Origin of the sequence: Achromobacter marplatensis, assembly GCF_049060505.1 — a bacterium.
Lineage (GTDB): Bacteria > Pseudomonadota > Gammaproteobacteria > Burkholderiales > Burkholderiaceae_B > Achromobacter > Achromobacter marplatensis_A.
On record NZ_JBMGRB010000002.1, the window covers coordinates 401,423 to 427,548 of the forward strand.

Consider the following 26,126-nt stretch of genomic DNA (forward strand, 5'->3'; position numbering starts at 1 on the left):
CCAGCCATCAGGCCAGCCCCAGGTTACCCGCGAAGATGCGCGCTTCGGAATCCAGCGCGAGCACGTCGTCAAGACTGCCGAGCGTAACAGATGCTTGCCGTGCCTGCCACTCCAGGGAAGCCTCGATCACCCGCGGAATCCAGGTGTAGGCGAGCCGGCCGCCCAAAAAGGCCTCGACGGCCACCTCGTTGGCGGCGTTGAGCGCGACGCAGGCAGCCTGCCCCGCCCGCAGCGCGGCGAACGACAGCGCCAGACACGGGAAGCGGGCCAGATCGGGCTTTTCGAAATCGAGCCGGCCTAGGCGGGTCAGGTCCAGGGGGCCCACCCCGCTATCCAGCCGCTCGGGAAACCCCAGCCCATAGGCGATCGGGGTCCGCATGTCGGGTTGGCCCAGTTGCGCCAGGATCGAGCCGTCGTTGTACTCGACCATCGAATGCACGACGCTTTGAGGATGCACCACGACCTCGATGCGATCCGCCGACATGGCAAAAAGCCAATGCGCCTCGATCACTTCCAGGCCTTTGTTGAGCATGGTCGCGGAATCGACCGAAATCTTGCGGCCCATGCTCCAGTTGGGATGGGCGCAGGCCTGGTCCGGCGTCACGTCGTGCAGGTCTTCGAGATCGCGGTTTCGGAACGGCCCGCCCGACGCCGTGAGCAGCAGGCGGCGGACACCGGGCGCCATCGCATCCGGCGCGCCGGCCCGGCCGCCGTGCGGCATGCACTGAAAAATGGCGTTGTGTTCACTGTCGATAGGCAGCAATTCAGCGCCGTTATCGCGAATAGCCTGCATGAAGAGCGAACCGGCGGCGACTAGCGCCTCTTTGTTGGCCAGCAACACACGCTTGCCGGTGCGGGCGGCGGCAAGCGCCGCCGGCAGTCCGGCTGCGCCGACAATCGCGGCCATGACCGAATCGCATTCAGGATCAGCGGCCGTATCGGCCAGGGCTTGCGCGCCCACCCGGATCTCGGGCATAGGCTGACCCCCGGCCCATGCGGCGGCGAAACGCTTGCGGGCCGCCTCGTCGGGCACCACCACCACGGCGGCGCGGCTGGCCTGTGCCTGCTCGGCCAGGCGCTCCATGCGGCTGTACGCCGAAAGCGCGTAGACCGCCAGCCGCTCGGGGTGGCGGGCAATCACATCTAGCGTGCTTTCACCGATCGATCCGGTCGACCCCAGCACGACGACGCGTTGAAAAGCCCTCAAAACAACACTCCAGACAGAAGTAGCGCGAACGGCGCGACGGGAAGAATCGCGTCAATGCGGTCATAGACGCCACCGTGGCCGGGCAACAGCGTGCTGGAATCCTTGCGGCCGGCCCGACGCTTGAGCAGCGACTCGAACAGGTCTCCCACAATGGACAGCACGCCCAGCAACGCGGCGATCGGCAACGCCAGCCAGAAGCTCCAGCGCTCGACCAGGGCATGGCCGAACGACCCCGCCCACAAGCTGGACAGGCCTACCCAGACGACGGCGCCCAGCACGCCGGCGATAGCGCCTTCGATCGTCTTGCCGGGACTGACGCGCGGAGCCAGTTTACGCTTGCCAAAAGCCCGGCCGGCAAAATAGGCGGCAATATCCGCGACCCAGACCAGGGCCAACAGCGACACCACGAAACCCGCGCCGCGGGCCATGAACATCTGCGCCAGCACGGCCCACGCGGCAAAGGCGGCGGGAACCGAAAACGCGGACCAGGCCAGGCTGGCCGGCGCCGCATCGGAGCGGCCACGGACCACGGCGGTGACGCCGCCGAACAGCCACACGGCGGAGACAGCAGGCACAACGTAGTACAGCACCCAGGCGGGGTCGCTCACGCCGGTCCCGTCGCCGGTGAGCCATGCGGACGTCAGCGCCAGCATGCCGCCGAACAGCAGCACGGCGACACCCACGGCAATCAAGGGGGACGGGGGCTGCGGCAGCGTCAGGCGCAACCACTCCCAGTTGGCGCACGCGGCGGCCAAGGCAAGCAAGGCGACGAACCACCAGGGATTGGCGCTGATCATCGCGGCGGCCAGGACGGCCAACAGAATGACGGCGGTAACGATACGCTGACCCAACATATGACGGTCTCCTCGTGTGCTGCTTTGGAAAGGCGCGCTCGTCGCCGTCTGCTTATTGCGCGCCGTTTTCGCTGACTTGCGCGCTGGTGCGGCCAAAGCGCCGTTCGCGGGTGCGATACCAGTCAAAAGCCGCCTGCAGCTCCGCGGCGCCGAAATCCGGCCAATAGCGGTCCGTGAAGTAGAACTCCGCGTAGGCCATCTGCCAGATCAGGAAATTGGAAATGCGCTGTTCGCCGCCCGTGCGGATGAACAGGTCGGGCTCGGGCGCCCAGGACATGGAAAGGTGCCGGGCCAGCCGCTCTTCATCGACTTTTTCAGGATGGGAGGCAAGCGTCGGCTCCTCCGCCAACATGGCGCGGGTGGCCTGCAGGATGTCCCAGCGGCCGCCGTAGTTGGCGGCCACGGTCAGGTGCAGGCGGTCGTTGTGCGCGGTGCGTTCCTGGGCAGCGAAGATCAGCTCTTGCAAGCGAGGCTCGAAGGCGCTCAAGTCGCCGATCACGTGCAGGCGAACGCCCTGCTCTTCCAACTTACCGATCTCGCGCTCGAGGGCCTGCACGAACAGGCGCATCAGCAGCGACACCTCTTCGGCGGGCCGGCGCCAGTTCTCGGAGCTGAAAGCGAACAGGGTCAGGTAGCGCACGCCGGCGCGGCCACAGGCTTCGACCACGCGTCGCACCGCCTGCACACCCTTGGCATGCCCTGCCGTGCGGGGCAGCAACCGACGCGTCGCCCACCGGCCGTTGCCATCCATGATGATGGCGACATGCTCGGGGATATCGCGAGTATCGGGAACCGCCTGGGTCGAACTTGTTGCCATGGATTAGGGACTGCGCGGAAGACCGGCGAAATCAGAAATACGGGAGAAAAACCTGCGCCGTCGTTCCATCGCTGCTGCATGAAGGTGCTGCGGGGCAATGGAAAGGACGGCGCATAGGCAAGAAATCCTGATGCCGGAGCGAAACGGACGAACCGTCCGCCCCAGGGCGATCTGGAATTATACGGTCATGATTTCCGCTTCTTTCTGGACGACCATCTTATCGATGTCGGCCACGGCGCGATCGGTCAGCTTTTGGACATCATCCTGCGAACGACGCTCGTCGTCTTCGGAGATCTCTTTGTCCTTGACCAGCTTCTTCAGTGCTTCGTTCGCTTCGCGGCGCAAGTTGCGCACGGCGATCTTGGCATCTTCGCCTTCGCTGCGCACGACCTTGGTGAGGTCGCGGCGGCGCTCTTCCGTCAGGGCCGGCATCGGCACGCGGATGGTGTCGCCCATCGAGATGGGGTTCAGGCCCAGATCCGATTCGCGGATGGCCTTTTCGATCGGGCCGGACATGTGCTTTTCGTAGGGCTGCACGCTAAGGGTGCGAGCATCCACGAGGTTCACGTTGGCGACCTGCCCGACGGGCACCGGCGAACCGTAATACTCGACCTGCACGTGGTCCAGGATGCCGGTATGGGCGCGGCCCGTGCGGATCTTGCCCAGGTTGATCTTGAGCGTATCAAGCGACTTGGACATTCTGTCTTCGGCGGATTTGCGAATTTCTGCGGCGCTCATGGAATTTCCTTTTCTTTAAACGTGTACCAACGTGCCTTCGTCTTCGCCGCTGACGACTCGCTTGAGCGCGCCGGACTTATTGATCGAAAACACTTTGATCGGCAGTTTCTGGTCACGGCACAGCGCGAACGCGGTGGCGTCCATGACTTCCAGACGGCGCACGATCGCTTCATCGAAGCTGATCCGCGCATAGCGCGTAGCGGTGGGATCCTTGTTGGGATCCGCGCTGTAGATGCCGTCCACTTTGGTGGCCTTCAACACGATCTCGGCGCCGATTTCGGCGCCACGAAGCGCAGCGGCGGTATCGGTGGTGAAGAAGGGGTTGCCCGTGCCCGCGGCGAAGATGACCACCTTGCCCTCTTCGAGGTAACGCAAGGCCTTCGGGCGGATGTAGGGTTCAACGACCTGATCGATGTTCAGGGCGGATTGTACGCGGGTGTCGATACCCTTGTGCTTGAGCGCGTCTTGCAGCGCCAGCGCGTTCATGATGGTGGCCATCATGCCCATGTAGTCGGCGGTGGCGCGGTCCATGCCCTGCGCACCCGGGGCGACGCCACGGAAAATATTACCTCCGCCGATGACGATGGCCAATTCGACGCCTGTGGCGGCGACTTCGGCGATCTCATCGGTCATGCGGACGATGGTGGCGCGATTGATGCCAAATGCATCGTCGCCCATCAGCGCCTCGCCGGAAAGTTTGAGAAGAACCCGTTTGTATGCTCTGCTGCTCATAGGTGATATCCCGAAGAACAATCCGACGAAAGTGTAAGACAAGAATGGGGAGCCCTGCGGCGAAAAAGGCCGGACTAGAATTTAATCTAGTGCCGGCCTTTAAGCACTACCCCGAGGTCAGGCGGCGCCGGCGGCGGCGGCTGCAACCTCAGCGGCGAAGTCGCTGGTCTTTTTCTCAATACCTTCGCCGACAACGAACAGCACGAACTTGCTGATCGAAGCGCCCTTTTCCTTCAGGTGCTGCTCGACCGTGTGCTTGTCGCTCTTGACGAACGGCTGCGACAACAGGGTCACTTCCTTCAGGTACTTGGCGACCGAGCCTTCAACCATCTTGGCGACGATCTCGGCGGGCTTGCCCGATTCAGCAGCCTTTTGCTCGGCGACCGAGCGCTCGGCGGCGATGTCGGCCGGGTTCACGCCGTCGGCGTTCAGCGCCTTGGGCTTGGTGGCGGCGATGTGCATCGCCAGGTCCTTGCCCACTTCTTCGGCGCCGGTGTATTCCACCAGCACGCCGATCTTGCCGCCGTGCACGTAGCTGGCCAGCGAGTTCGGGGTCTGGATGCGCTCGAAGCGGCGGATCGAGATGTTTTCGCCGATCTTGCCGATCAAGGCGGTGCGGGTCGTTTCAACCGTGCCGTCGCCGTAGGGCAGCGCCGACAGAGCGGCCACGTCGGCCGGGTTCTGCGTGGCGACCAGTTCGGCCAGCTTGTTCACGAAGCCGACGAAGTCGTCGTTCTTGGCGACGAAGTCGGTTTCGCAGTTGATTTCGATCACGGCGCCTTGCTTGGCGTCGGCGGAGATGAACAGACCGATCAGGCCTTCGGCGGTGACGCGGGCAGCAGCCTTGCTGGCCTTGTTGCCCAGCTTGACGCGCAGGATTTCCTCGGCGCGAACCAGGTCGCCTTCGGCTTCCGTCAGGGCCTTCTTGCACTCCATCATGGGCGCGTCGGTCTTCTCGCGCAGTTCCTTGACCAGGGCAGCGGTAATTTCAGCCATGTTTGCTCCAATTTTGCTAAGACACGCCCCGGCTCGCCGGGGCAGTGATTTGATTCGATGGGACGCCCGCGATTGGCGGGTTCGGAAGATGGGAGCCCACCTTCGCAGTGCCGGCGAGGCGGGAACGGACCTTGTTCAGAGCCGTTCCCGGACACTAACCGCCGGACATGACAGCAGGCTTAGGCCTGGTTGTCCTGCACTTCGACGAACTCTTCCTGACCTTCGCCCTGCTCTTCGACCAGACCGTTCAGGTTCTGTTCGCGGCCTTCCAGCACGGCGTCGGCGATGCCCTTGGCGTACAGCGCGATGGCCTTGGCCGAGTCGTCGTTGCCGGGGATGACGTAGTCGATGCCGTCGGGCGAGTGGTTGGTGTCAACCACGGCGACCACGGGGATGCCCAGCGTCTTGGCTTCAGCGATGGCGATCTTGTGGTAGCCGACGTCGATGACGAACATGGCGTCAGGCAGACCGTTCATGTCCTTGATGCCGCCGATTGCCTTGTTCAGCTTGTCCAGTTCGCGTTGGAACAGCAGGCCTTCCTTCTTGATCATGCGCTCAGCGCCGCCGTCGGCAACGATGACTTCCATGTCTTTCAGGCGCTTGACCGAGGTCTTGACCGTCTTGAAGTTGGTCAGCATGCCGCCGAGCCAGCGGGCGTCGACGTAGGGCATGCCGCAACGGGCCGCTTCAGCAGCGACCAGGTCGCGCGCAGCGCGCTTGGTGCCGACGAACAGGATGTTGCCGCCGCGAGCAGCCAGCTGCTTCACGAACTTGGTGGCTTCCTGGTACTTATCAACCGTCTTTTCCAGGTTGATGATGTGAATCTTGTTGCGGTGACCGAAGATGTACTGAGCCATCTTGGGGTTCCAGTAACGGGTCTGGTGACCAAAGTGGACACCCGCTTCCAGCATTTCGCGCATCAAAGACATGTAATTCTCCAAGGGTTGATTTCTTGCGCCGCACCTGCATCAGCATCTGGCTGACACCCTGGGTGGTGTTGCGCGCGATTTCCCGCAACATGCGGGATGGACAAAATTTTAACCGGGCCGACCGATCACTGCCGCAATAAACATACTGCTTCCGCGATAAACCCAGACGGCCGCCACGACGAGAGCCTTGCACCGCACACTTGCATTGCGCTGATCCAGACACTCCAGGAATTTCCTGGAAGTTTCCGGCGGTTGCCCGCTCAGCGCACCCGGACTTGTTTTGTTGGCAGCGAAATCCAGCTCTTCGCAATGGGCTTGCGACCACAGGGGCTTTGCAGCCACTAAGATCATCGCCTTATGCGCATCAGGCCATCGGGGCATTTCTTAAGAAAACATGAATGTTTTCAAGAACTTAATCCGACGCCCATACCGAACCTGCATCGCCGCTCTAAAACATGACCGGGATTACAAGCACGCCGTGCCCCAGCTTCGCGGGCCTTGAACGCCCCCGCACGCATCTGCCGCATCCCTCTGCCCCTTACGCCCGGCCCGCCTACCCGCCCCATGGACCCTGACGACCTGCCCGATTTCGCTCCACAACCTTCGCTTGCGGTGAAACTTCAGGGCTTGCCGCCGATCTCATGGGATTGGCTGACTGACTAACAAGCGCTTCGGACAACGCTTGGGACAACGCTTGGAACAAACTTATTGGCTGATCCGTACCGGGCCATTTTTGGCCCCACCCGCTGGAATCGGCTCTTGCCGTAACCCGATTGCTCCCCAAAATTTTAGGGAAGCCTATAATTCTACTATTCTTTCAAGCAGACATTCAAGCGAGAGATCGTCAAGTTACTCCATGGGCACAATTACCAACCCGGCCGACCTGGCCAAGATGCGCGCCGCCTGCCAGGACGCCGCCAAAGTCCTCGATTTCATCACCCCTCACGTCAAGCCGGGCGTCACCACCGGGGAGCTGGACCGACTCTGCCTGGAATACCTGACTGACGAGCTGAAAGTGAAGTCCGCCACCGTCGGCTACGCCCCGCCCGGCTACCCGCCCTTCACTGGCGCCATCTGTACGTCCGTGAACCATCAGGTCTGCCATGGCATCCCGGGCGACAAGGTGCTGAAAAACGGCGACTCGCTGAACATCGACGTCACCATTATCAAGGACGGCTGGTTCGGCGACACGAGCCGCATGTACGCCGTGGGCGAGCAATCCATCCTGTCGCGCCGGCTGACCGACATCACGTTCGAGTGCATGTGGAAAGGCATCCAACAGGTGAAAAACGGGGCCACGTTGGGCGATGTGGGCCACGCGATCCAGAAGCACGCTGAATCCAACGGTTTTTCGGTGGTGCGTGAATTCTGCGGCCACGGCATTGGCCAGCGCTTCCATGAAGACCCCCAGGTGCTGCATTACGGCAAACCCGGCACGGGCGTGAAATTGGTGACCGGCATGCTTTTCACCATCGAACCCATGATCAACGCCGGCCGCCGCGAGATCCGCCAGCTGTCCGACGGTTGGACGGTCGTGACCCGGGACCACAGCCTGTCGGCCCAATGGGAGCATGCTGTCTGCGTCACCGACACCGGCTACGAAGTCCTTACCCTGTCCCCGGGCATGCCCCAGCCGCCGGCCTTCATCACCGAGCCCATCGTCATCCCCGCCGTCTGAGGCCCCGCCGCCCGCCGCCATGACCGCCGAAATCCTGAGTTCCCTGCGCGAACGCATCCAGCAATCCCGGCGGGCCGCGGTGGCCCAGTTCCGGGAACATGAACGGCCGGACACGCTGCTGTCCGAGCTGCGGCGCATCGTGGATGCGGGCCTGCGGGACCTGATCAAGCATTGCCCCCTGCCGGCTGGCGCCACGCTGGCCGCCGTGGGCGGCTATGGCCGCGGCGAACTCTACCCGCATTCCGACGTGGATCTGCTGATCCTGCTGCCGCACGCCCCCACGCGCGAGGACGAAACCGCCATCGAACGGCTGGTGGCATCGCTGTGGGACCTGGGCCTGGAGCCCGGCCACAGCGTGCGGACCATCGAAGACTGCGAGCGCGAGGCAGACGCCGACATTACGGTCGAAACGGCACTGCTGGAATCGCGCTGGCTGGCCGGCAGCCGCGCGCTGATGAAGAAATTCGACGCCGCGACCAAATCCCGGCTGGACCCGCGCGCCTTCTTCCGCGCCAAGCGCGTCGAGATGCAGCAGCGCCACGCCCGCTACCACGACACGCCCTACGCGCTGGAACCGAACTGCAAAGAGTCGCCCGGCGGCCTGCGTGACCTGCAGGTGATCCTGTGGATGGCGCGCGCGGCCGGATTCGGCAACAGCTGGCGGTCAGTGGCCCAGGCGGGCCTGCTGACGTCATCCGAAGCGCGCGATCTGCGAAAGGCCGAACAGGCCTTCAAGCGCCTGCGCATCGAATTGCACCTGCTATCGAACCGCCGCGAGGACCGCGTGCTGTTCGACCTGCAGCCGGCGCTGGCCGAGGTCTACGGCATCCATGCCACGGCCACGCGGCGCGGCAGCGAACTGCTGATGCAGCGCTATTACTGGGCGGCACGGCTGGTCACGCAGTTGAACGGCATCCTGGTGCAGAACATCGAAGAACGCCTGTTTCCGCGGCCCGACAGCGACGCGCGCGATATCGACGACGATTTCCGCAACCTGCGCGATCGCCTGGACATCATTCGGGACGACGGCTTCGAACGCAATCCCACGCTGCTGCTACGCGCCTTCCTGGTCATGCAGCAGCACCCCGAATTGACGGGCATGTCGGCCCGCACGCTGCGTGCCATCTGGCATTCGCGCCACCGCATCGACGCGCAGTTCCGCCGCAACCCGGTCAACCGCAAGCTGTTCCTGCAGATCCTGCAGCAGCCGCGCGGCATCGTGCACGAGCTGCGGCGCATGACGATGTTGAACATCCTGCCGCGCTATCTGCCGGTGTTCCGCCGCATTGTCGGCCAGATGCAGCACGACCTGTTCCACGCCTATACGGTTGACCAGCACACGCTGGCGGTGGTGCGCAATTTGCGCCGTTTCACCATGCCCGAACACGCCCAGGAGTATCCGCTGGCCAGCCAGTTGATCGCCGGCCTGGACCGGCACTGGGTGCTATACGTGGCGGCGCTGTTCCACGACATCGCCAAGGGCCGCGGCGGCGACCACTCCGAATTGGGCGCGCGCGAGGTGCGCAAGTTTGCGCAAGACCATGGCATGGACCCCGAAGACGCCAAACTGGCGGAATTCCTGGTGCGCCAGCACCTGCTGATGTCGGCCGTGGCGCAAAAGCGTGATCTGTCCGATCCGGCCGTGGTGCAGGAATTCGCTGCGACCGTCAAAGACGAACGCCACCTGACCGCGCTTTACCTGTTGACGGTGGCCGATATCCGCGGCACCAGCCCCAAGGTCTGGAACGCCTGGAAAGGCAAGCTGCTGGAAGACCTGTACAAGTTGACCCTGGCGGCCTTGGGCGGCGCCCACGCCGACGCCCACACCGTGCTGACCGAACGCAAGGAAGAAGCCGCCCGCCTGACGCGATTGGCCGGTTTGCGCGACGACGCCCGCGAAGCCTTCTGGAATCAGCTGGACGTGGCCTATTTCCTGCGCCATGACGCGTCCGACATCGCCTGGCACACGCGCCACCTGTACCACCAGGTCGCACCCGTGCAGGCGGTCGTCAAGGCCCGCCCCACGGAACAGGGCGAAGGCCTGCAGATCATGGTCTACACCCGCGACGCGCCCGACCTGTTCGTAGCCATCTGCGGCTACTTCGACGCCAAGAGCCTGTCCATCCAGGATGCGCGCATCCACACCACGCGGCATGGCTGGGCGCTGGACAGCTTCATCGTGTTGCTGCCCGAAGGGGCCAGCGATCTGCGGGCCCACGCCACGCTGGTCGAACATGAGCTGGCCGAACGCCTGAAGGATCCGCACGCGGCGGCCCAGGCGCAACCCAATCGCGGGGGCCACTACGGCCGCAACCGGCAATCGCGGGTGTCGCGGGTGTTCCCCGTCATGCCGCAAGCCGAACTGCAGCCCGACGAACGCAGCACGTCATGGCGCCTGTCGGTCACCGCAACCGACCGCCCCGGACTGCTGCACGCCCTGGCGCGCGTCTTCGCCCAGCACGAGGTCAACCTGCTCATGGCCAAGATCATGACGTTGGGCGACCGCGTGGAAGACGTTTTCATCGTGGACGGCTCGGCTTTGGCGCGCCCCCGCAGCCAGATGCAGTTCGAACGCGACGTCCTGGACGCGCTAGCCGGCGAAGAAGCGCAACAACGCGTCGCCTGATCCGGCCCCCAGGCATCGCCAGACCACCCCGGACCGCATACAATCCGGGTTTTCGGCCCGGCGATGCCCGCTCCCATGCAGCTCAATGACTATTTGCGCGTTTTCGGTGGCAGCTTTTTCTTCGCGCTGGCGACGCTCCTGCCCTTCCTGAATCCGCCGGCCATCGCGCCCATTTTCCTGTCGTTGACCGAAGGCGCGTCATCGTCCACGCGGATGGTGCTGGCCAAACGGGTGGCGATCAACGTTTGCCTGATGCTGATCGTGGCCATGGTGGCCGGCAACGTGCTGCTGAGCTTCTTCGGCATTTCGCTGTCTATCGTGCGGGTCGGCGGCGGCATGCTGGTGATTGCCAGCGCATGGCGGCTGGTGAACTCGCCCGATGCCGATACCGAGCGCGTGGCGCGCATGGCTGAATCCTTCACGCCGGAAATGGCCAAGGCCCGCGCCTTCTACCCGCTGACCTTCCCGATCAGTTGCGGCCCGGGGTCTATCGCGGCCGCCATCACCGTGGGCGTCTCGCTGCGCGACCAGAACCACGTGCTGAGCCTGGTGCGGCTGGGCGGCTCGATTCCCGGGATCATCGCCGTATCGCTGACGCTCTACATCTGCCTGCGCTTCGCCGCCCAGATGCTGCACCGGCTGGGCGACAACGGCACCGCCGTGTTCATGCGGCTGTCCGCTTTCATCATGCTTTGCCTGGGCGTGCAGATTTTCTGGGAAGGCGCGCGCGACCTGATGCTGGGTGTGTTGACGCAAGTCATGCAACCAATTCCGATTCCCAAGGCCTAAGCCAAGCCGGACGTAGATCCGCCCCGACCAACCCGCTACTCGCAACAACAATGACCACTCGTTCTGAACGCCTGCTTCGCCTGATCGCCCTCTTCTGTTTCGGCGCGGTCGGCGTCGCCCTCGTGTCCCAGCATGTCTTTGACATGCCGCCGTGCGCCTGGTGCGTCATGCAGCGCCTGATCTATCTGGTGATCGGCGTCATCGCCCTGGTCGGCGGCTTCGGCGGCGGGCGCGCGCTGACGCGCATCGCTGCTGCGCTGGCCGCCTTGCTATCGCTGGGCGGCGTGGCCGCGGCCTGGTACCAATACAGTGTCGCCGCGAACATGCTGTCCTGCGACCAGACCTTTGCCGACCGCTTCATGACCGGCATCGGCCTTGAAAGCGCCATCCCTTCGCTGTTCGGCATCTTTGCCACCTGCATGGACGCCAAGGTGCCGGTGCTGGGCATCGAGTACGCCCTGTGGAGCCTGGCGCTTTTCGTGGTCCTGTTCTTCATGGCGCTGCCCGTCGTCTTCGGGCGCGGCGGCGCACGGTAAGCGTCACCCCTGCGCAAGACGACCTTGAAATACCTGACCGGCTACCCGGAGACCTTGCTGCTCCAGGCCCAGCAACTGCTTGACCAAGGCAAACTGGGGCCCGCGCTACTTGCGCGCTATCCCGATGGTCCGCACACCGTGCGGACCGACCGCGCGCTGTACGAGTATGTGACGGACCTGAAGAATACCTATCTGCGCAATGGCGACCTGATCAACAAGGTGGCCTACGACAGCAAGATTCATGTGATCCAGCATGCGCTGGGGCAGCACACGTATATCTCGCGCGTGCAGGGCGGCAAATTGCGCGCCAAGCACGAGATCCGCGTGGCGACGCTGTTCAAATCCGTGCCCGCCGAATTCCTGAAGATGATCACGGTGCATGAACTGGCACACTTGAAAGAGAAGGACCACAACAAGGCGTTCTACAGCCTGTGCCTGCGCATGGAGCCGCACTATCACCAGTACGAATTCGACCTGCGCCTGTATCTGACGCATCTGGAAGCCACGCGGGAAGCGCTGTGGGACGCCAAGGGCTGAGGCCCCGTCCCTGACGCCATCGGCGCGAAAAAAATGCCGTCCCGAGGGACGGCATTTTCGTTGGGCGGAACAACGGCTGGTCAGGCGTCGTTGGCGGCGTAGCCCATATTGAACTGCAGGCCGCTTGCGCCTTCATCCTGGCCCGGTTCCGCGCGCGACTGGCCCAGGCGGGCCAGGTATTCGGCGGTGATGTCGCCGGTGACGTATTCACCGTCGAAGCACGAGGCTTCGAAACGCGACATCTTGGGGTTCAGGTCGCGCACCGATTGCTGCATGTCGGCGAGATCCTGGTAGATCAGGGAGTCGGCGCCGATCGCGCGGGCGATTTCCTCGTCGGTGCGGCCGGTGGCGATCAGCTCGGACTGCGTAGGCATGTCGATGCCGTAGACGTTGGGGAAACGGACCGGAGGCGCGGCCGAGGCAAAGTACACCTTGTTGGCGCCAGCCGCGCGCGCCATATCGACGATTTCGCGGCTGGTGGTGCCGCGCACGATGGAATCGTCGACCAGCAGCACGTTCTTGCCCTTGAATTCCATGCCGATGGCATTGAGCTTCTGGCGCACGGACTTACGGCGCACAGCCTGGCCCGGCATGATGAACGTCCGGCCCACGTAGCGGTTCTTGATGAGCCCTTCGCGGTAGTCCAGGTTCAGACGGGCAGCCAGTTGCATGGCGGCGGGACGCGAGGAGTCCGGGATCGGCATGACGACGTCGATGTCGCCCAGGCGCATGTTGCGCGCCACTTTGTCGGCCAGGTATTCACCCATGCGCAGGCGGGCGTCGTAGACCGACACGCCATCGATCAGTGAATCCGGGCGCGCGAAGTAGACGTATTCGAAAATGCAGGGCACCAACTGCGGATTGTCGGCGCACTGACGGCTGACGAAGCGGCCGTCCAGATCGACGAACACGGCTTCGCCGGGCTCGACGTCGCGCACGAAGACAAAGCCGCTGCCTTCCAGCGCCACGGATTCCGAGGCCACCATCCATTCGACGCCTTCGTCGGTTTCCATGCGGCCAATGCACAACGGACGAATGCCGTTGGGGTCGCGGAACGCCAGCAGGCCGTAACCGGAAATCTGGGCAACGACGGCGTAGGCGCCGCGCACGCGCTTGTGCACGGCGGACACCGCGCGGAAGATGGCGTCGTCGTCAAGCGACACGCCATTGGCCGACGATTGCAGTTCGTGCGCCAGCACGTTCAGCAGCACTTCGGAATCCGAATTGGTGTTGATATGGCGGCGATCGACCCGGTAGAGCGATTCGCGCAATTCACGCCAGTTGGTCAGGTTGCCGTTGTGGGCGAACATGATGCCGAACGGGGCGTTGACGTAGAACGGCTGGGCCTCTTCCTCGCTGGCGCTGGAGCCCGCGGTGGGATAGCGGACCTGGCCGACGCCAGACGTACCGGGCAGCGACCGCATGTTGCGCGTCCGGAAGACGTCGCGCACCAGGCCGTGAGCCTTGTACATATTGAATTGGTTGCCTTGCGACGTCGCGATGCCCGCGGCGTCCTGCCCGCGATGCTGCAACAGCAGCAAGCTGTCATAGAGCAGCTGGTTGACCGGCCCGCGCCCGATGACCCCTACGATTCCACACATGGTGAGATTTCCTGGTTGATTTGAAGCTAATCAATACGGCAGCCATGTCGCCAAAGACGGCGGCAGCCACGTTTTGATATGTTTGATGGCCTCGATGGCCGAATGCGAAAACATGGCGTCCTTCCACCACGGCTCTTGGGGCAGCGGCGTGTAGCCGGCGGCGGCGACCAGCGCCAGGACGATCACCAGACCACGGGCCAGCCCGAACATCCCGCCCAAGCCGTGATCGGCGGGGCTGAGTCCGGTACTGCGGATCAAGGCGGCTAGCGTCATGTTGACCAAACCCACACCGAGCAGCACAAGGATGAACACCACGGCGTATGAGACTCCCATGCGCAGCAGCGTCGTTTCAATATAGGGCTCCAGCCACGTGTAGACAGTGGGACCCCACCATATCGCGGCCACGAAGGCCAGCAGATAGGCGACCAGCGACAGCACCTCTTTGAGCAGGCCGCGCACCAGGCCCAGCACACCCGAGACCGCCAGGATGGCCAGCACGACGAAGTCGAAGCCGGTCACTATTGCGCGGCAATGAAACCATTGTCATAGCCCAAGGTGCGCAAACGCGCCTGGGCCGCCTGTGCCGCCTCGCGCGAAGGGAATGGCCCCACGCGCAAACGGTACTGCTGCTTGCCCCCGATGGAGGCTTGTTCCACAAATGCGTTCGTAACGCCGGCCTGATGCAGCTTGCCCCGGCGCGACTGCGCGTCTTCCGACGTCGTGTAGGCGGCGATCTGCAGCACGAAATTACCCTTGGCGGCAGGCTTCGGGGCGGGCGCGGCGGCGGCCGGCGCCGAACGGCCTTCCAGCAGGGCCAGCGCGCGCGCGCCGTCATCGGAGCGCGCGTCGGGCTTGGGCGTGGCCGGCTTCGGCTCGGGCTTCGGTTCCGGCTTCGGCTTGACGTCAGGCTTGGGCGGCGTGGCCGGCGGCGGCGTCACCGACGTGGCGGGCGGCGCCGTCGGCGCAACGGCCACGGGCGGCACCGAAGTGACCGGCGGCGGCGTGGGAACGGCGGCGGGATCGGCGGGCGCGGTGCTCGGCGCGGCGGCGGAACCCGGGGTGGCCGGCGCGGTGGCCTGCGGCTCGCTTACCTGAGGCTGGAAAGGCGTATTACGTTCCGGCACGCGGATCGGGATATTGTCGGCAACTGGTACCGGCTGCGAATCAAGCACCATGGGCAGGATGATGACAGCCGCCAGCACCAGGGCGACGGCGCCTGCCAACCTGCGCCGCGCGCGGCCGCGCAGCTCCGCAGCCTGCACCTCGCTAGGCACTGCCGCCCGTTTGGAGGACTGCGCCTGATCGGCAGGATCTTTGCGTTTGAAAAAACCCATGGAAGAGAATTCCTTGCGGCGCCTTGCGGCAATATGGCGGCGGGCCGCCAAGACCCGATTTGCCTATGCCTTGCGACCCAGAGCCTGCAAAACCGAGGCCACGGTGAGAAACGACCCGAACACCACGATTCTATCATTCTCGACCGCTCGTTCGCGCGCGGCGGCGAAGGCCTGCGCGGGATCCGAGTAGGCCGCGATGCTGGGACTTTCGGCGCCGGCGGGGGATGGCGGCAAGGCGGCGGCGACCTGTTCGGCCAACGCCTCGCCGGAGGTACCGCGCGGCCCGGGCAGGCCCGCGCAATACCAATGATCGATACGGGTGCCCAGCTTGGCCACCACGCCCGCGAGGTCCTTGTCGTTCAGCATGCCGAACACCGCGTGGGTGTACGGATGAAAGCCCATGTTGTCCAGGTTCTGCGCCAGTACGGCGGCCGCATGCGGGTTGTGCGCCACGTCAAGAATGACCGAAGGCTGGCCGGGCAGAATCTGGAAGCGGCCCGGCAGCGACGCCTGCAACAGCCCCAGGCGCACGGCCTGCTGCGGCACCGGCAGGCGGTCCCGCACGGATTCCAGCGCGGCCAGCGCCGCCGATGCGTTCAGCAATTGGTTGGCGCCGCGCAGGGCCGGGTACGCCAGCGCGCTGCGGCGCTGTTCGCGCCCCCCATAAGCCCATTGCTGGCGGTCGCCGGAATAGTTGTAGTCGCGCCCGAACAGCCACAGTTCGGCGCCGATCTGCTCGACGTGGTCCAGCAGTGACTGCGGGGGCACCGGGTCGCTGCAGATCGCGGGACGGCCGGCGCGGTAGATGTGGGCTTTTTCAAAGCCGATTTTCTCGCGGGTGTCGCCCAGCCAGTCAGTGTGATCGAGGTCGACGCTGGTGACGATGGCGCAATCCGCATCAACGATGTTCACGGCGTCCAGGCGGCCGCCCAGGCCGACCTCGAGCACGACGGCGTCCAGGCGGGACTGCGAGAACAGGCGCAGGATGGCCAGCGTGGTGAACTCGAAATAAGTCAGCGAGACTTCGCCGCGGGCCGCTTCCACCGCCTGGAACTGGGCGATCAGGGCGTCGTCCGAGGCGATCTGGCCATTGACGCGGGCGCGCTCGTTGAAGTCGATCAGGTGCGGGGAGGTGTACAGCCCCACCTTGTACCCCGCCGCCAGCAGAATGGCTTCGAGCATGGCACAGGTGGACCCCTTGCCGTTGGTGCCGCCGACGACGAATTTGACGCCGGACAGTTCCAGCCCCATGCGCGCGGCCACGTCGCGGACGCGGTCCAGGCCCATGTCGATCGCGGTGGCGTGGATGGATTCCAGGTACTGGAGCCAATCGGACAGGCTGGCGGATGCGTCGGGCGGGCGAACAAGGGACATGGCGGGGTCGCGAAGTGAGGTCAGCCTTGAATTTTAACAGTCCGCGCACGGTGTTTTCCCTAATCCCCTAGGGCGCGGCACGGTATCTGAACCGAAAAAGCGCTTGCCGATGTTTTTCTCATACGTGAAAATAAATTTACGTATGAAAATTTAAACGGATGAACATGTCGCAGCAGAAAACCCCAAGCTGGCTGGTCCGCGAGGCCGACGTTCCGGGCTATCACCCCGCCAACCACACCGGCACGCTGAACCGCCGGCTGATCAGCCCCGAGACGGTCGGCGCGCGGGGCGTGGAAGTGCTGCTGGGCGTGATCGACAAGGGCAAAGGCGCCCTGCCGCACGCCCACCCTGGCATCGAACAAGTCTGTTACCTGATCTCTGGGACGGCGCGCGCCCAGGTGCAGGACGAATGGGCCGACATGGGCCCGGGCGACTGCTGCTACTTCCCCCCCGACATCCCGCACGTCTTTACCGTGACCAGCGACGAACCCGCTCGTCTGCTGGTGATCTACACGCCCCCTTATGAAGAATCCCCCGATCGCGTGATCCGCGATTTCCCGGCGCCACCCCCTGCTGCCTGACGGCGCAGCGGCAAGCCGCGGACGAAGAGCCGCGCTTGACCTACAAAAACTGGAGACAAACCATGCGAAACCTACGCCTGCTGGGCGCCGCGCTGATCACCGGAGCAGCCGCGATAGCTGCCCCGGCCGCGCACGCCGCCGACTATCCCAACAAACCCATCACCCTGATCGTGCCCTTCCCGGCCGGTTCGGGCACGGATGCCGTCGGCCGGATTTTCGGGTCGGAGCTGTCCGCCATCCTGGGGCAGCAGATCGTCGTCGAGAACAAGCCCGGCGCCAACGCCACCATCGCGGCCAGCTATGTGGCGCGAGCCAAACCGGACGGCTACACGCTCTTCGTCACCACCAACACATCGCACTCGGCCGCGCCCTGGCTGATGAAGAACGTGCCCTACGACCCGGTCAAGGACTTCACCCCTATCGCGCGCGGCGGCAACCTGCCCTTCATCCTGGTCGTGAACCCGAAGCGCCCGTGGAAGAACGTGGGCGAACTGGTGGCCGACGCCAAGAAGCGCCCCGGCCGCATCACCTATGCCAGCGGCAATAGCACCGGCATCGTCGCCGGCGCCACGCTGGCGGACCGCGCCAAGATCGACATCTTGCACGTGCCCTATAAAGGCACGCCGCAAGGCCTGACCGATGTGGTCGGCGGACAGGTGGACTTCATGTTCACCGACCTGGCCTCCGGCCTGCCCTTCGTGCAATCGGGCCAGTTGCGCGCGCTGGCCGTGTCCACCGCCGAACGCAGCACCATCGTGCCGGACCTGCCGTCCATGGCCGAAGCCGGCGTGAACGACTTCGACCTGAATTCGTGGAACGGCTATTTCGGTCCGGCCGGCCTGCCTCCCGACGTCGTGGCCAAACTGAACGCCGCGATCAATCAGGTCGTGGCCAAACCCGAGGTGAAGAAGCGCCTGGCCGGCCTGGGCTTCGACGCCTTTTCCAGCACGCCCCAGGCGTTTGCCCAGTTCGTCAGTGAACAACGCGACCTGTGGGGCAAGCTGATCCGCGATGCGGGGATTGAACAACAATGACGCAGCAGAACGCTTCTGATGCGACGCCCGGCGCCGGCCCGCTGGCCGGCGTGCGCATCCTGGACCTGAGCTCAGTCGTGATGGGTCCCTATGCCACGCAAACCCTGGCGGACCTGGGCGCCGACGTCATCAAAGTCGAACCGCCTTCGGGCGACAACATGCGGGCCGTCGGCCCCATGCGCAACCCCGGCATGGGCCACCTGTACCTGCACCTGAACCGCAACAAACGGTCCATCGTGCTGGACCTGAAGACGCCCGAGGGCCTGGATGCCTGCTTGAAATTGGCCGAAAGCTACGATGCCCTGCTCTATAACATCCGGCCGCAAGCCATGGCCCGCCTGGGTCTGTCGTATGAAGCGGTGGCCGCGCGCAACCCGCGCATCGTGTACCTGGGCGCCTATGGCTTTGGCGAGGCCGGCCCCTATGCGGGGCGTCCGGCCTACGACGATCTGATTCAAGGCCAGACCGGGATCGCCGCGCTGTCCGCGCAACAAAGCGGCGACGTGCCGCGCTACGCGCCGTTGACGCTGGCGGACCGCGCCGTCGGCCTGCACGTGGGCATCGCGCTGGTGTCGGCGGTGCTGCACGCCAAGACCACGGGACGCGGCCAGCAGGTCGAGATCCCCATGTTCGAAGGCATGGCGCACTTGGTGTTGGGCGACCACCTGGGCGGCGCCACCTTCGAACCCCCGCTGGGCCCCACTGGCTACGCGCGTCTGCTGGCGCCGCATCGCCGGCCTTACGCGACGGCCGACGGCTATATCTGCCTGCTGATCTACAACGACAAGCATTGGCGCAATTTCTTCACGCTGATCGGCCGGCCGGAACTTGGGCAGGACCCGCGCTTCTGCACTCACGGGGCGCGGGCCGCGCACATCGGCGAGGTCTACGCTTTCGTGGCGGAGGTGGTCAGCACGCGCACAAGCCAGGAATGGCTGGACGATCTGGCGCGCGCCGACATCCCGGCGTCGCAGCTTTACACGGTGGACGGCCTGCTGCAGGACGAGCATCTGGCCGCCACCGGCTTCATCCGCGAAATGGACCACCCCTCCGAGGGCCGGATACGCACCACCGCCCCGCTGGGCCAGTACCAGGGCACGCCGACTTCCCTGCGCCGGCCCGCCCCCAGGCTGGGCGAACACAGCCGCGAGGTGCTGGCCGAAGCCGGCTATGACGCCGCCCGGATCGACGCCCTGATCGACCGCGGCATTACCCAAGACGGAAACGAATGATGGACTTTGCCTTCACCCCCGAGCAATTGGCGCTGCGCGACGCCGTTTCGCGCATCTGCGACCGCTATCCCGATGAATATTGGCTGGAACGAGACCGCGAAGGCGGTTTCCCCGAACCGTTGCACGCCGACCTGGCCCGCGACGGCTGGCTGGGCATCGCCATGCCTCAGGAGTACGGCGGCGCCGGGCTGGGCATGACCGAGGCCGCGCTGATGATGCAGACCATCGCCGCCTCCGGCGCCGGCTTTACCGGCGCGTCGGCGGTGCATATGAACATCTTCGGCCTGAACCCCGTGGTGGTGTTCGGCAGCGACGAGCAGCGTGGGCGGTGGCTGGAACCGCTGATCGCCGGGCGCGAGAAGGCTTGCTTCGCCGTGACCGAACCCGACGCCGGGCTGGACACCACCAAGCTGTCCACGCGCGCCGTGCGCCAGGGTGACGAATACGTGGTGCATGGCCGCAAGATCTGGATTTCGACGGCGCAGGTGGCCAACAAAATGCTGCTGCTGGCCCGCACTACCCCTTTGTCAGAGGTGGACAAGCCCACGCAGGGCCTGTCGCTGTTCTATACCGACCTGGACCGCGAGAAGATTGAAGTGCGGGAAATCGAGAAAATGGGCCGCAAGGCCGTGGACTCGAACATGTTGTTCATTGATGGCCTACGCATTCCGGTGGCCGACCGCATTGGCGAAGAAGGCCGCGGTTTTGAGTACATCCTGCACGGCTTGAACCCGGAGCGCATCTTGATCGCCGCCGAAGCCGTGGGCATCGGCCGCGCCGCGCTGGACCGGGCCGTGAAATACGCCGGCGAACGCACCGTGTTTGGCCGCCCCATCGGACAGAACCAAGGCATTCAGCATCCGCTGGCCCAGGCCTGGATGCAGCTGGAAGCGGCGGACCTGATGGTGTTCAAGGCCGCCAGCCTGTACGACGCGGGGCAGCCTTGCGGCCCCTACGCCAATTCGGCCAAGTACCTGGCGGCCGAAGCCGGCTACAACGCCTGCCAGACCGCCGTGATGACGCTGGGCGGCATGGGCTACGCCAAGGAATACCATGTAGAGCGCCTGCTGCGCGAGAGCTTCATCCCGCGCATCGCACCCGTCAGCCCGCAGCTGATCATGTGCTTCATCGCGGAAAAGGTGCTTGGGCTGCCGAAGTCGTACTGAGCCATGGACGGCTGCCGCGCGACCTGCGTGGCAGCCCCTCAGGCTTGCTGTTCCAGCCCGGTGCAGGCCGCGCGCAGAATACGCGCATAGGCTTCCTGCTGCGGTTCGATCCGGTAGATCGGGCCGCCTACCGAAATCGCGTAGTGCTCGCCCGACAGCGTGACGGGCCACGCGATAGCGCCGACATCGGCAATGGATTCCCCGCTGTTCATGAACCATCCCCGCTGCCGCGACTGTTGGATGTCGGCCTCCAGTGCCTGCGGCGTGACAAGCGTGCGCGTGTTGTAGCGGGTCATCGCCATGCCCGACAGCATCGCGGCGCGGGCGGGCTCGGCCATTAACGACACCAGGGCTTTGCCCAGCGAATTAGCGTGAACGTCTTTGAACTCGCCTGCAACGGGCGCGTATCGGATGGTATGCGGCGAATCCAGCACATCCAGATAGACCACCCGCCCATCTTGGGTGAGCTTGGCGAAAACCACCGTTTCGCGGGTGGCATCCCTTAATTCAACCAGGCTGGGATAGACGCGGTCCAGGACGGGGTCGGCCCGCGCGATGCGCTGGGCCATGGCCAGCAGACGGCCCGTGGGGTAATAACCCTGGCGGCGGCTGGTTTCGTACAGGTATCCCAGGCCGGTCAAGGTACGGATCAGCGCCAGGCAGCTGGAGACGGGGACATCCAGCAGCCGGGCCAACTCCGACAAGGGCAGCGCGCGCTTTTCGCGGGCAAAGGTTTCGATGATTTCGATAACGCGTAGCGCCGTCTTGACACTCATTGCCCGATCCAACTGTTTAGCACGTGAAACATCTGCCGCGCCGAGGCTAAAGTTCCCTGCGGGCATGCCGTTATGGTAGCTGAGAATTCCCTGAAAACAGCGCGTTCCTCCGAGACGCCCACATCGCCGCTGGAGTGATCATGGCCGTAACCCCCTTAGCCCCCGCTACGTATGCACCCGCTGCAATGACGCCGGCACCTGTCGTGGCCGAACCGGCCGTGAGCGTGACGCCTGCGGCCGCAGCGACCAATAGCGGTGCTTCCGACAGCGCCACGTCGGACCAGTCCGACTCGCAGAAACTGCCTTTGGACAAGGCGCTGGACGAGATCAACGACCAGATGAAAGCCTGGTCCACACAGCTCCAGTTCGAAATCGACCCCAATGTCCATCAAGTCGTGGTGTCGGTCGTGGACGCGGAAACGGGCGACGTTATTCGCACCATTCCCAGCGAAACCGTGCTGAAAATCGCCAAAATGATCGTGAACATGCAAGGCAACGGCATCAAAACAACAGCCTGACGTGGCCCTTAAAACGGTGTTTAGCGCTGTTTTGGCGCCAATCCGTGAGAGAAGCACCGAATTAGGCCCGCCTTATGCCCTTACCCGGCCAATCGCCGGCACCGTATTTTTGACAGAATCGCTTCGCAAGAAAGGAATTTCACATGGCTTCCATCACTAACCTCGGCTCGGTTTCCGGCTTGCCGCTGGAAAAGATCCTGTCTGACCTGCAAGACGCCGAGACGAAAAAGCTCTCCGTCTACACCACGCGCGCGCAAAGCTATCAGACCCGCATTGACGCTTACTCGCAGCTGCAAAGCGCGCTGGAAGCCCTGCAGTCGTCGGCCGCGGTATTGGGCAAAGCGGAAACGATGGGGGCCATCAAGGGTAGCGTCACGGGGGGTACCGCCTTGACGGCCACCGTGGCGGCCGAAGGCGCCACCGCGGGCCAATACACGATTGAAGTCAAGAACCTGGCACGCGCCCAAAGCCTGCAATCCACGGCTGTCGCTGACCGCACCGCCAAGAACGGCGCCACGGGCACGTTCGAGATTGAACTGGCCGACGGCACCAAGCACACGATCGACCTGAAAAGCGACACCTCGCTGAACGGCATCGTCAAAGCCGTCAACGCCGACGACAAGGCCGGCGTGCGCGCCACCGTCATCAACGACGGCAACGGCAACAATTACCTGATGTTGACGGCGCGGGACACCGGCGAAAAGGCTTCGGTCAAGTCCATCACCGTGAACGGCGACGCGTCGCTTCAGAACATCCTGGGCTTCAGCACGGACGCCGGTGGCAACACGACCGGCATGGCGGCCACCAAGGCCGAAGACGCTGAAGTCATTATCAACGGCATTACCGTCAAGAGCGGTTCGAACAACATGTCGACCGCCATCGACGGCATTACGCTGAACCTGGCTGAAAAGACGGAAGCAGGCAAGCCCATCACGCTGAAGCTGGAAGCCGACTCCTCGGTGGCCAGCAAGGCGATCCAGGACTTCGTCACCAAGTACAAGACGCTGCAAACCACGATCAAGAACCTGACGTCGTTCGATGCAAAAGCGGCAACCAACCAGCCCCTGACGGGCGACGGCACGACGCGCTCGATCCAGTCCTCGCTGGCGGGCGCTTTGCAGAACGTCTTGGGCACCGGCACGCTGCGTTCGCTGGCGGATCTGGGAATCACGACCGATGCCACCGCCCGCGAATTGAAGCTGGACACGACCAAGCTGACCAAGGCGCTGACCGAGAATCCCGCCGATGTCGCCAAGCTGCTGACCGGCGAAAACGGCTTAGCCAAGAATATCGACGCCGCGCTGAAGGACGTGCTGGGATCGACGGGTTCGTTGAAGACGCGCAAGGACGGCCTGGCCAAGACGATCACCGCGCTGGACGCGCAAAAGGCGCGCGCCAAGGCGTCAAGCGACGCGGAAATCGAACGGATGCGCACGCAGTTCGTGGCGCTTGATACGTTCTACATGAAGATGCAAAGCACGGGCAATTACCTGACCCAGCAGTTCGAGGCCCTGAACAAGTCCACCAAGTAACCTATAGAAGATGCATTAAATGACGTATGCCGCCCGACGGCCCTCAGGGTCTTATTCCGTTCGTTCCTATGCCGATATCGGCTTGGAAACGCAAGTCCTGGGCGCCAGTCCGGAGCGGCTGATCACATTGCTCTACCTGGGCGCCCGGGCAGCCATCGGGCAGGCCCGGATTCATTTGAATGAAGGCCGTATCGCCGAACGCGGCGCGGCCATCTCGAAAGCGATCAAGATTGTCGATGAAGGCCTGAAGACCGGCCTGAATATGGAAGCTGGCGGTGACATTGCCGCCAATCTTGCCCTTCTATATGACTACATCATCCGCTCGTTGTTGACGGCGAACCTAAAGGCAGATGTCGAGCAGCTCGATATTGCCGACCGACTGCTGGCCGACCTGGCCGAAGCCTGGCAGACTTCCATCGACCGGCCGGCTGGCGGCCTGGAGCCGTAATGGCCCGACATATGCCTACAGTTAGCCTGCGAACGCCCGAGATTTCCATGACGTCCCTTACCCAGTCCACCCCGTCCATCCTGGAAAACTACCAGGAAATCCTGTTCATTACGGGTGAAATGCTGACTGCCGCGAAGGCGGGCGACTGGGACTTGGCGATGGTCCATGGCCAACAGTATTGCGAACGGGTTGAGCTGCTGCGCCGGTCCGAGCAGAAAGTGCCGCTGGACGAAGCCGAACGCGCAATGAAATACGACCTGCTGGTGCGCATTCTGGAAAACGATGCGTTGACCCGCGATCTGGCCTTGCCTCAACTGGCTCGCCTGGGCGAATTACTGGGACGCATGAAACGGCAGCAGACCTTGCTCTCGGCTTACGGCTATCAGGCGTCTGAAGAATGAGCGTAGGTCCCGCCGCACTCGGTAACGTCCTGGTGCAGCGGTTGGACGCCGTCCTTGGCACGACGATGTCCGCCGCTAACGCCAATCAGGTCTCGGGCGCGCGGCCTGACGCCGTCAGCCAGCCCGGAGGCATGGAGAAACCCGGGCCGTCCGACGGCACGCCCCGCGACCCCCGGCAAGGCATACAAACTGGCGGCGCCCGAGGCGACCGCCAGAATACTGTCGTGGACGCGAAGACGGCTGCCGCGCTGGCCTTGGCCGCCCGAGGGCTTGTCACCAGCAACGACACCACGGCATCCGCCCCGACCACGCTGGGCACAACCGCGCGGACGATCCTGGCCTTGCTGGCCCAATATCCGGAAACGGCGCCTGCCGTGCAGGGCCGCGCGCCGTTATGGAACCCCAGCGGCGCGGCAGAGCAACCTGCCGCCCAGGCCGCCGCAAGCCAGACTGCCCCGGGACAAGCAGCCACCGGCCAAGCCGCCACCGGCCAGGCGACTGCTGGCCAGCCCGCGCCAGGAGCAGGCCACGCGCCGCCCTCCGCGACGCCAGCGCCAACCCTGCCTGCCGGCCTTGCTGGCTCAACGGATGCCGCCGCCCTCAAAACAGCCCGTCCCGCCGGACAAGCCGACGCCCACGCCTCGCGTGGCGCCGATGCCGCGGCCCACGCCTCGATGGCGGCCAACGGCCCGTCCGCCCGCATGCTGGGACAGGCGCTGCGCCAGGCGCTGCAAACCAGCGGACTGTTCTATGAATCGCATCTGACCAACATGGTGTTCGGCCGGATCAGCCCTTCGTCGCTACAGAATGAGCCCCAGGCCAAGCTGAGCAAGGACGACATTCCGCAGGACACCGCGCCGGCGCGCGGCCGCCCCGAGGCCTCCGCCGCGGGACGCGCGGGCGGCGGGGCAGACGCGCCATCCGGCAGCGGATCGTCCACGACGCCCGCCCCGGGCACGCCCATCGCGGGAATCCACCAGGATCTGACGGTGCTGGTGCGCCAGCAGCTGGATGTGCTGGCCAACCAGTCACTGGCCTGGCAAGGCGAAGCCTGGCCCGGCACGCCGATGGAATGGGAAGTGGAACGCGAGCCCTATGGCGGCGACCCCGATTCGGCGACGCCCACCTGGGCCACCCGCCTGAAACTGGATCTACCCCGCCTTGGCCTGGTCGACGCCCGGCTGAATCTGGCCGGCGACCAAATCGTCCTGCAACTGGTTGCGCCGCTGGCCGCCGCCGAGATCAATGATGCGTCCGACCAATTGCGGTCGCGTCTGCTGGCCGCTGGCCTGACCCTGAGCAACCTGGCGGTCAGCGTGACGGATCCGCGACCCGCCATTCCTAACGACTACTGATGAGCATCAGCCCTAACGCCGAGGACAACGGCCCCAACGCCAACCGCAACGCGGCAGTCGCCATTTCCTATGACGACAAAGACGGCGCGCCGCGCGTGGTCGCCAAAGGCTATGGCCAACTGGCCGACACCATCGTGCGCGCCGCCGAAGAAAACGGCTTGTACGTGCACGAGTCGCGTGAACTGGTTGGCCTGCTTATGCAAGTGGACCTGGATGCACATATTCCCCCCCAACTGTACGTAGCAGTGGCAGAATTGCTGGCCTGGCTCTATCGCCTGGAATCGCGCGAGCTTCCCGACGCCGCGCCGCCTGACCTCACTCTCTAAGGACCACCA

Annotated in this window: 27 protein-coding genes; 15 read left to right on the top strand and 12 right to left on the bottom strand. The window is 64.4% G+C overall.

The window, feature by feature from the left end; all coding sequences use genetic code 11:
- Positions 1–7 precede the first annotated feature (7 nt).
- The 7 genes from ACI0FO_RS06645 to rpsB form a co-directional block, all read right to left on the bottom strand.
- On the bottom strand, positions 8–1,207 hold the full coding sequence (locus ACI0FO_RS06645) for a 1-deoxy-D-xylulose-5-phosphate reductoisomerase (RefSeq protein WP_416025159.1): 1,200 nt from the start codon (positions 1,205–1,207) through the stop codon (positions 8–10).
- The gene (locus tag ACI0FO_RS06650; protein WP_416025161.1) at positions 1,204–2,061 is read right to left on the bottom strand and encodes a phosphatidate cytidylyltransferase; all 858 of its coding nucleotides are present in this window, start codon (positions 2,059–2,061) and stop codon (positions 1,204–1,206) included. The genes ACI0FO_RS06645 and ACI0FO_RS06650 overlap by 4 nt, the downstream gene beginning before the upstream one ends.
- A gap of 52 nt (positions 2,062–2,113) precedes the next feature.
- Entirely contained in the window at positions 2,114–2,878 is a 765-nt protein-coding gene (uppS, locus tag ACI0FO_RS06655) for a polyprenyl diphosphate synthase (protein WP_105559718.1), read from the bottom strand.
- A gap of 177 nt (positions 2,879–3,055) precedes the next feature.
- Positions 3,056–3,616, bottom strand: coding sequence for a ribosome recycling factor (gene frr, locus ACI0FO_RS06660; protein ID WP_416025164.1), 561 nt, complete (start codon positions 3,614–3,616; stop codon positions 3,056–3,058).
- A 15-nt stretch (positions 3,617–3,631) separates the two neighbouring features.
- Entirely contained in the window at positions 3,632–4,348 is a 717-nt protein-coding gene (pyrH, locus tag ACI0FO_RS06665) for a UMP kinase (RefSeq protein WP_006223440.1), read from the bottom strand.
- 117 nt (positions 4,349–4,465) lie between these two features.
- Complete coding sequence (gene tsf, locus ACI0FO_RS06670) at positions 4,466–5,344, bottom strand: translation elongation factor Ts (RefSeq protein ID WP_105559719.1); 879 nt, start codon at positions 5,342–5,344, stop codon at positions 4,466–4,468.
- 179 nt (positions 5,345–5,523) lie between these two features.
- Positions 5,524–6,273 (bottom strand): 30S ribosomal protein S2, encoded by a 750-nt coding sequence (gene rpsB / locus ACI0FO_RS06675; protein ID WP_169273511.1) that lies wholly within the window; start codon positions 6,271–6,273, stop codon positions 5,524–5,526.
- 856 nt (positions 6,274–7,129) lie between these two features.
- Here rpsB and map point away from each other — a divergent pair.
- The 5 genes from map to ACI0FO_RS06700 all read left to right on the top strand — a co-directional run bounded on the left by map (position 7,130) and on the right by ACI0FO_RS06700 (position 12,439).
- Positions 7,130–7,951, top strand: coding sequence for a type I methionyl aminopeptidase (map, locus tag ACI0FO_RS06680; protein ID WP_416025167.1), 822 nt, complete (start codon positions 7,130–7,132; stop codon positions 7,949–7,951).
- A gap of 19 nt (positions 7,952–7,970) precedes the next feature.
- Positions 7,971–10,577 (top strand): [protein-PII] uridylyltransferase, encoded by a 2,607-nt coding sequence (locus ACI0FO_RS06685; protein WP_416025169.1) that lies wholly within the window; start codon positions 7,971–7,973, stop codon positions 10,575–10,577.
- A 75-nt stretch (positions 10,578–10,652) separates the two neighbouring features.
- A complete protein-coding gene (locus tag ACI0FO_RS06690; RefSeq protein WP_006223445.1) occupies positions 10,653–11,366 on the top strand; it encodes a MarC family protein in 714 nt (237 codons plus the stop codon).
- A gap of 50 nt (positions 11,367–11,416) precedes the next feature.
- The gene (locus ACI0FO_RS06695) at positions 11,417–11,902 is read left to right on the top strand and encodes a disulfide bond formation protein B (protein WP_416025171.1); all 486 of its coding nucleotides are present in this window, start codon (positions 11,417–11,419) and stop codon (positions 11,900–11,902) included.
- 24 nt (positions 11,903–11,926) lie between these two features.
- Entirely contained in the window at positions 11,927–12,439 is a 513-nt protein-coding gene (locus ACI0FO_RS06700; RefSeq protein ID WP_416025173.1) for a M48 family metallopeptidase, read from the top strand.
- An 80-nt stretch (positions 12,440–12,519) separates the two neighbouring features.
- Here the strand turns inward: ACI0FO_RS06700 and purF are convergent, their stop codons facing one another.
- From purF to folC, 4 genes are all read right to left on the bottom strand, one after another.
- Positions 12,520–14,040, bottom strand: coding sequence for an amidophosphoribosyltransferase (gene purF, locus ACI0FO_RS06705; RefSeq protein ID WP_416025174.1), 1,521 nt, complete (start codon positions 14,038–14,040; stop codon positions 12,520–12,522).
- A 30-nt stretch (positions 14,041–14,070) separates the two neighbouring features.
- Positions 14,071–14,559 (bottom strand): CvpA family protein, encoded by a 489-nt coding sequence (locus ACI0FO_RS06710; RefSeq protein ID WP_088588337.1) that lies wholly within the window; start codon positions 14,557–14,559, stop codon positions 14,071–14,073.
- On the bottom strand, positions 14,559–15,374 hold the full coding sequence (locus ACI0FO_RS06715) for an SPOR domain-containing protein (protein WP_416025176.1): 816 nt from the start codon (positions 15,372–15,374) through the stop codon (positions 14,559–14,561). Before ACI0FO_RS06715 ends, ACI0FO_RS06710 begins: the two co-directional genes overlap by 1 nt.
- A gap of 63 nt (positions 15,375–15,437) precedes the next feature.
- Positions 15,438–16,748, bottom strand: a complete 1,311-nt coding sequence (folC, locus tag ACI0FO_RS06720) for a bifunctional tetrahydrofolate synthase/dihydrofolate synthase (protein WP_416025178.1) — start codon at positions 16,746–16,748, stop codon at positions 15,438–15,440.
- A gap of 164 nt (positions 16,749–16,912) precedes the next feature.
- Between folC and ACI0FO_RS06725 the strand changes: the two genes are divergently transcribed.
- The 4 genes from ACI0FO_RS06725 to ACI0FO_RS06740 all read left to right on the top strand — a co-directional run bounded on the left by ACI0FO_RS06725 (position 16,913) and on the right by ACI0FO_RS06740 (position 20,761).
- The gene (locus ACI0FO_RS06725) at positions 16,913–17,329 is read left to right on the top strand and encodes a cupin domain-containing protein (protein ID WP_105559751.1); all 417 of its coding nucleotides are present in this window, start codon (positions 16,913–16,915) and stop codon (positions 17,327–17,329) included.
- 62 nt (positions 17,330–17,391) lie between these two features.
- Entirely contained in the window at positions 17,392–18,363 is a 972-nt protein-coding gene (locus ACI0FO_RS06730; protein ID WP_416025180.1) for a Bug family tripartite tricarboxylate transporter substrate binding protein, read from the top strand.
- Positions 18,360–19,595, top strand: coding sequence for a CaiB/BaiF CoA transferase family protein (locus ACI0FO_RS06735; RefSeq protein WP_416025182.1), 1,236 nt, complete (start codon positions 18,360–18,362; stop codon positions 19,593–19,595). Before ACI0FO_RS06730 ends, ACI0FO_RS06735 begins: the two co-directional genes overlap by 4 nt.
- Positions 19,595–20,761 carry an acyl-CoA dehydrogenase family protein gene (locus ACI0FO_RS06740; protein ID WP_416025672.1) on the top strand — a complete coding sequence of 389 codons (1,167 nt, stop codon included), beginning with the start codon at positions 19,595–19,597 and terminating at the stop codon, positions 20,759–20,761. The genes ACI0FO_RS06735 and ACI0FO_RS06740 overlap by 1 nt, the downstream gene beginning before the upstream one ends.
- Before the next feature lie 38 nt (positions 20,762–20,799).
- On the opposite strand, the gene ACI0FO_RS06745 is transcribed toward ACI0FO_RS06740, so the two are convergent.
- A complete protein-coding gene (locus ACI0FO_RS06745; RefSeq protein WP_416025184.1) occupies positions 20,800–21,537 on the bottom strand; it encodes an IclR family transcriptional regulator in 738 nt (245 codons plus the stop codon).
- A 140-nt stretch (positions 21,538–21,677) separates the two neighbouring features.
- Here ACI0FO_RS06745 and ACI0FO_RS06750 point away from each other — a divergent pair, with 140 nt between their 5' ends.
- The 6 genes from ACI0FO_RS06750 (at position 21,678) to ACI0FO_RS06775 (ending at position 26,117) form a co-directional block, all read left to right on the top strand.
- Positions 21,678–22,055, top strand: coding sequence for a flagellar protein FlaG (locus tag ACI0FO_RS06750; protein WP_416025186.1), 378 nt, complete (start codon positions 21,678–21,680; stop codon positions 22,053–22,055).
- 143 nt (positions 22,056–22,198) lie between these two features.
- Positions 22,199–23,587: a flagellar filament capping protein FliD gene (gene fliD, locus ACI0FO_RS06755; RefSeq protein WP_416025187.1), complete on the top strand. Its 1,389-nt coding sequence runs from the start codon at positions 22,199–22,201 to the stop codon at positions 23,585–23,587.
- Positions 23,588–23,606: 19 nt separating this feature from the next.
- Positions 23,607–24,035 carry a flagellar export chaperone FliS gene (gene fliS, locus ACI0FO_RS06760; RefSeq protein WP_416025189.1) on the top strand — a complete coding sequence of 143 codons (429 nt, stop codon included), beginning with the start codon at positions 23,607–23,609 and terminating at the stop codon, positions 24,033–24,035.
- Between the two features lie 47 nt (positions 24,036–24,082).
- Positions 24,083–24,436: a flagellar protein FliT gene (locus tag ACI0FO_RS06765; protein ID WP_416025191.1), complete on the top strand. Its 354-nt coding sequence runs from the start codon at positions 24,083–24,085 to the stop codon at positions 24,434–24,436.
- A complete protein-coding gene (locus tag ACI0FO_RS06770; protein WP_416025193.1) occupies positions 24,433–25,791 on the top strand; it encodes a flagellar hook-length control protein FliK in 1,359 nt (452 codons plus the stop codon). Before ACI0FO_RS06765 ends, ACI0FO_RS06770 begins: the two co-directional genes overlap by 4 nt.
- Entirely contained in the window at positions 25,791–26,117 is a 327-nt protein-coding gene (locus ACI0FO_RS06775; RefSeq protein ID WP_416025195.1) for an EscU/YscU/HrcU family type III secretion system export apparatus switch protein, read from the top strand. Before ACI0FO_RS06770 ends, ACI0FO_RS06775 begins: the two co-directional genes overlap by 1 nt.
- The last annotated feature ends 9 nt before the right edge of the window (positions 26,118–26,126 follow it).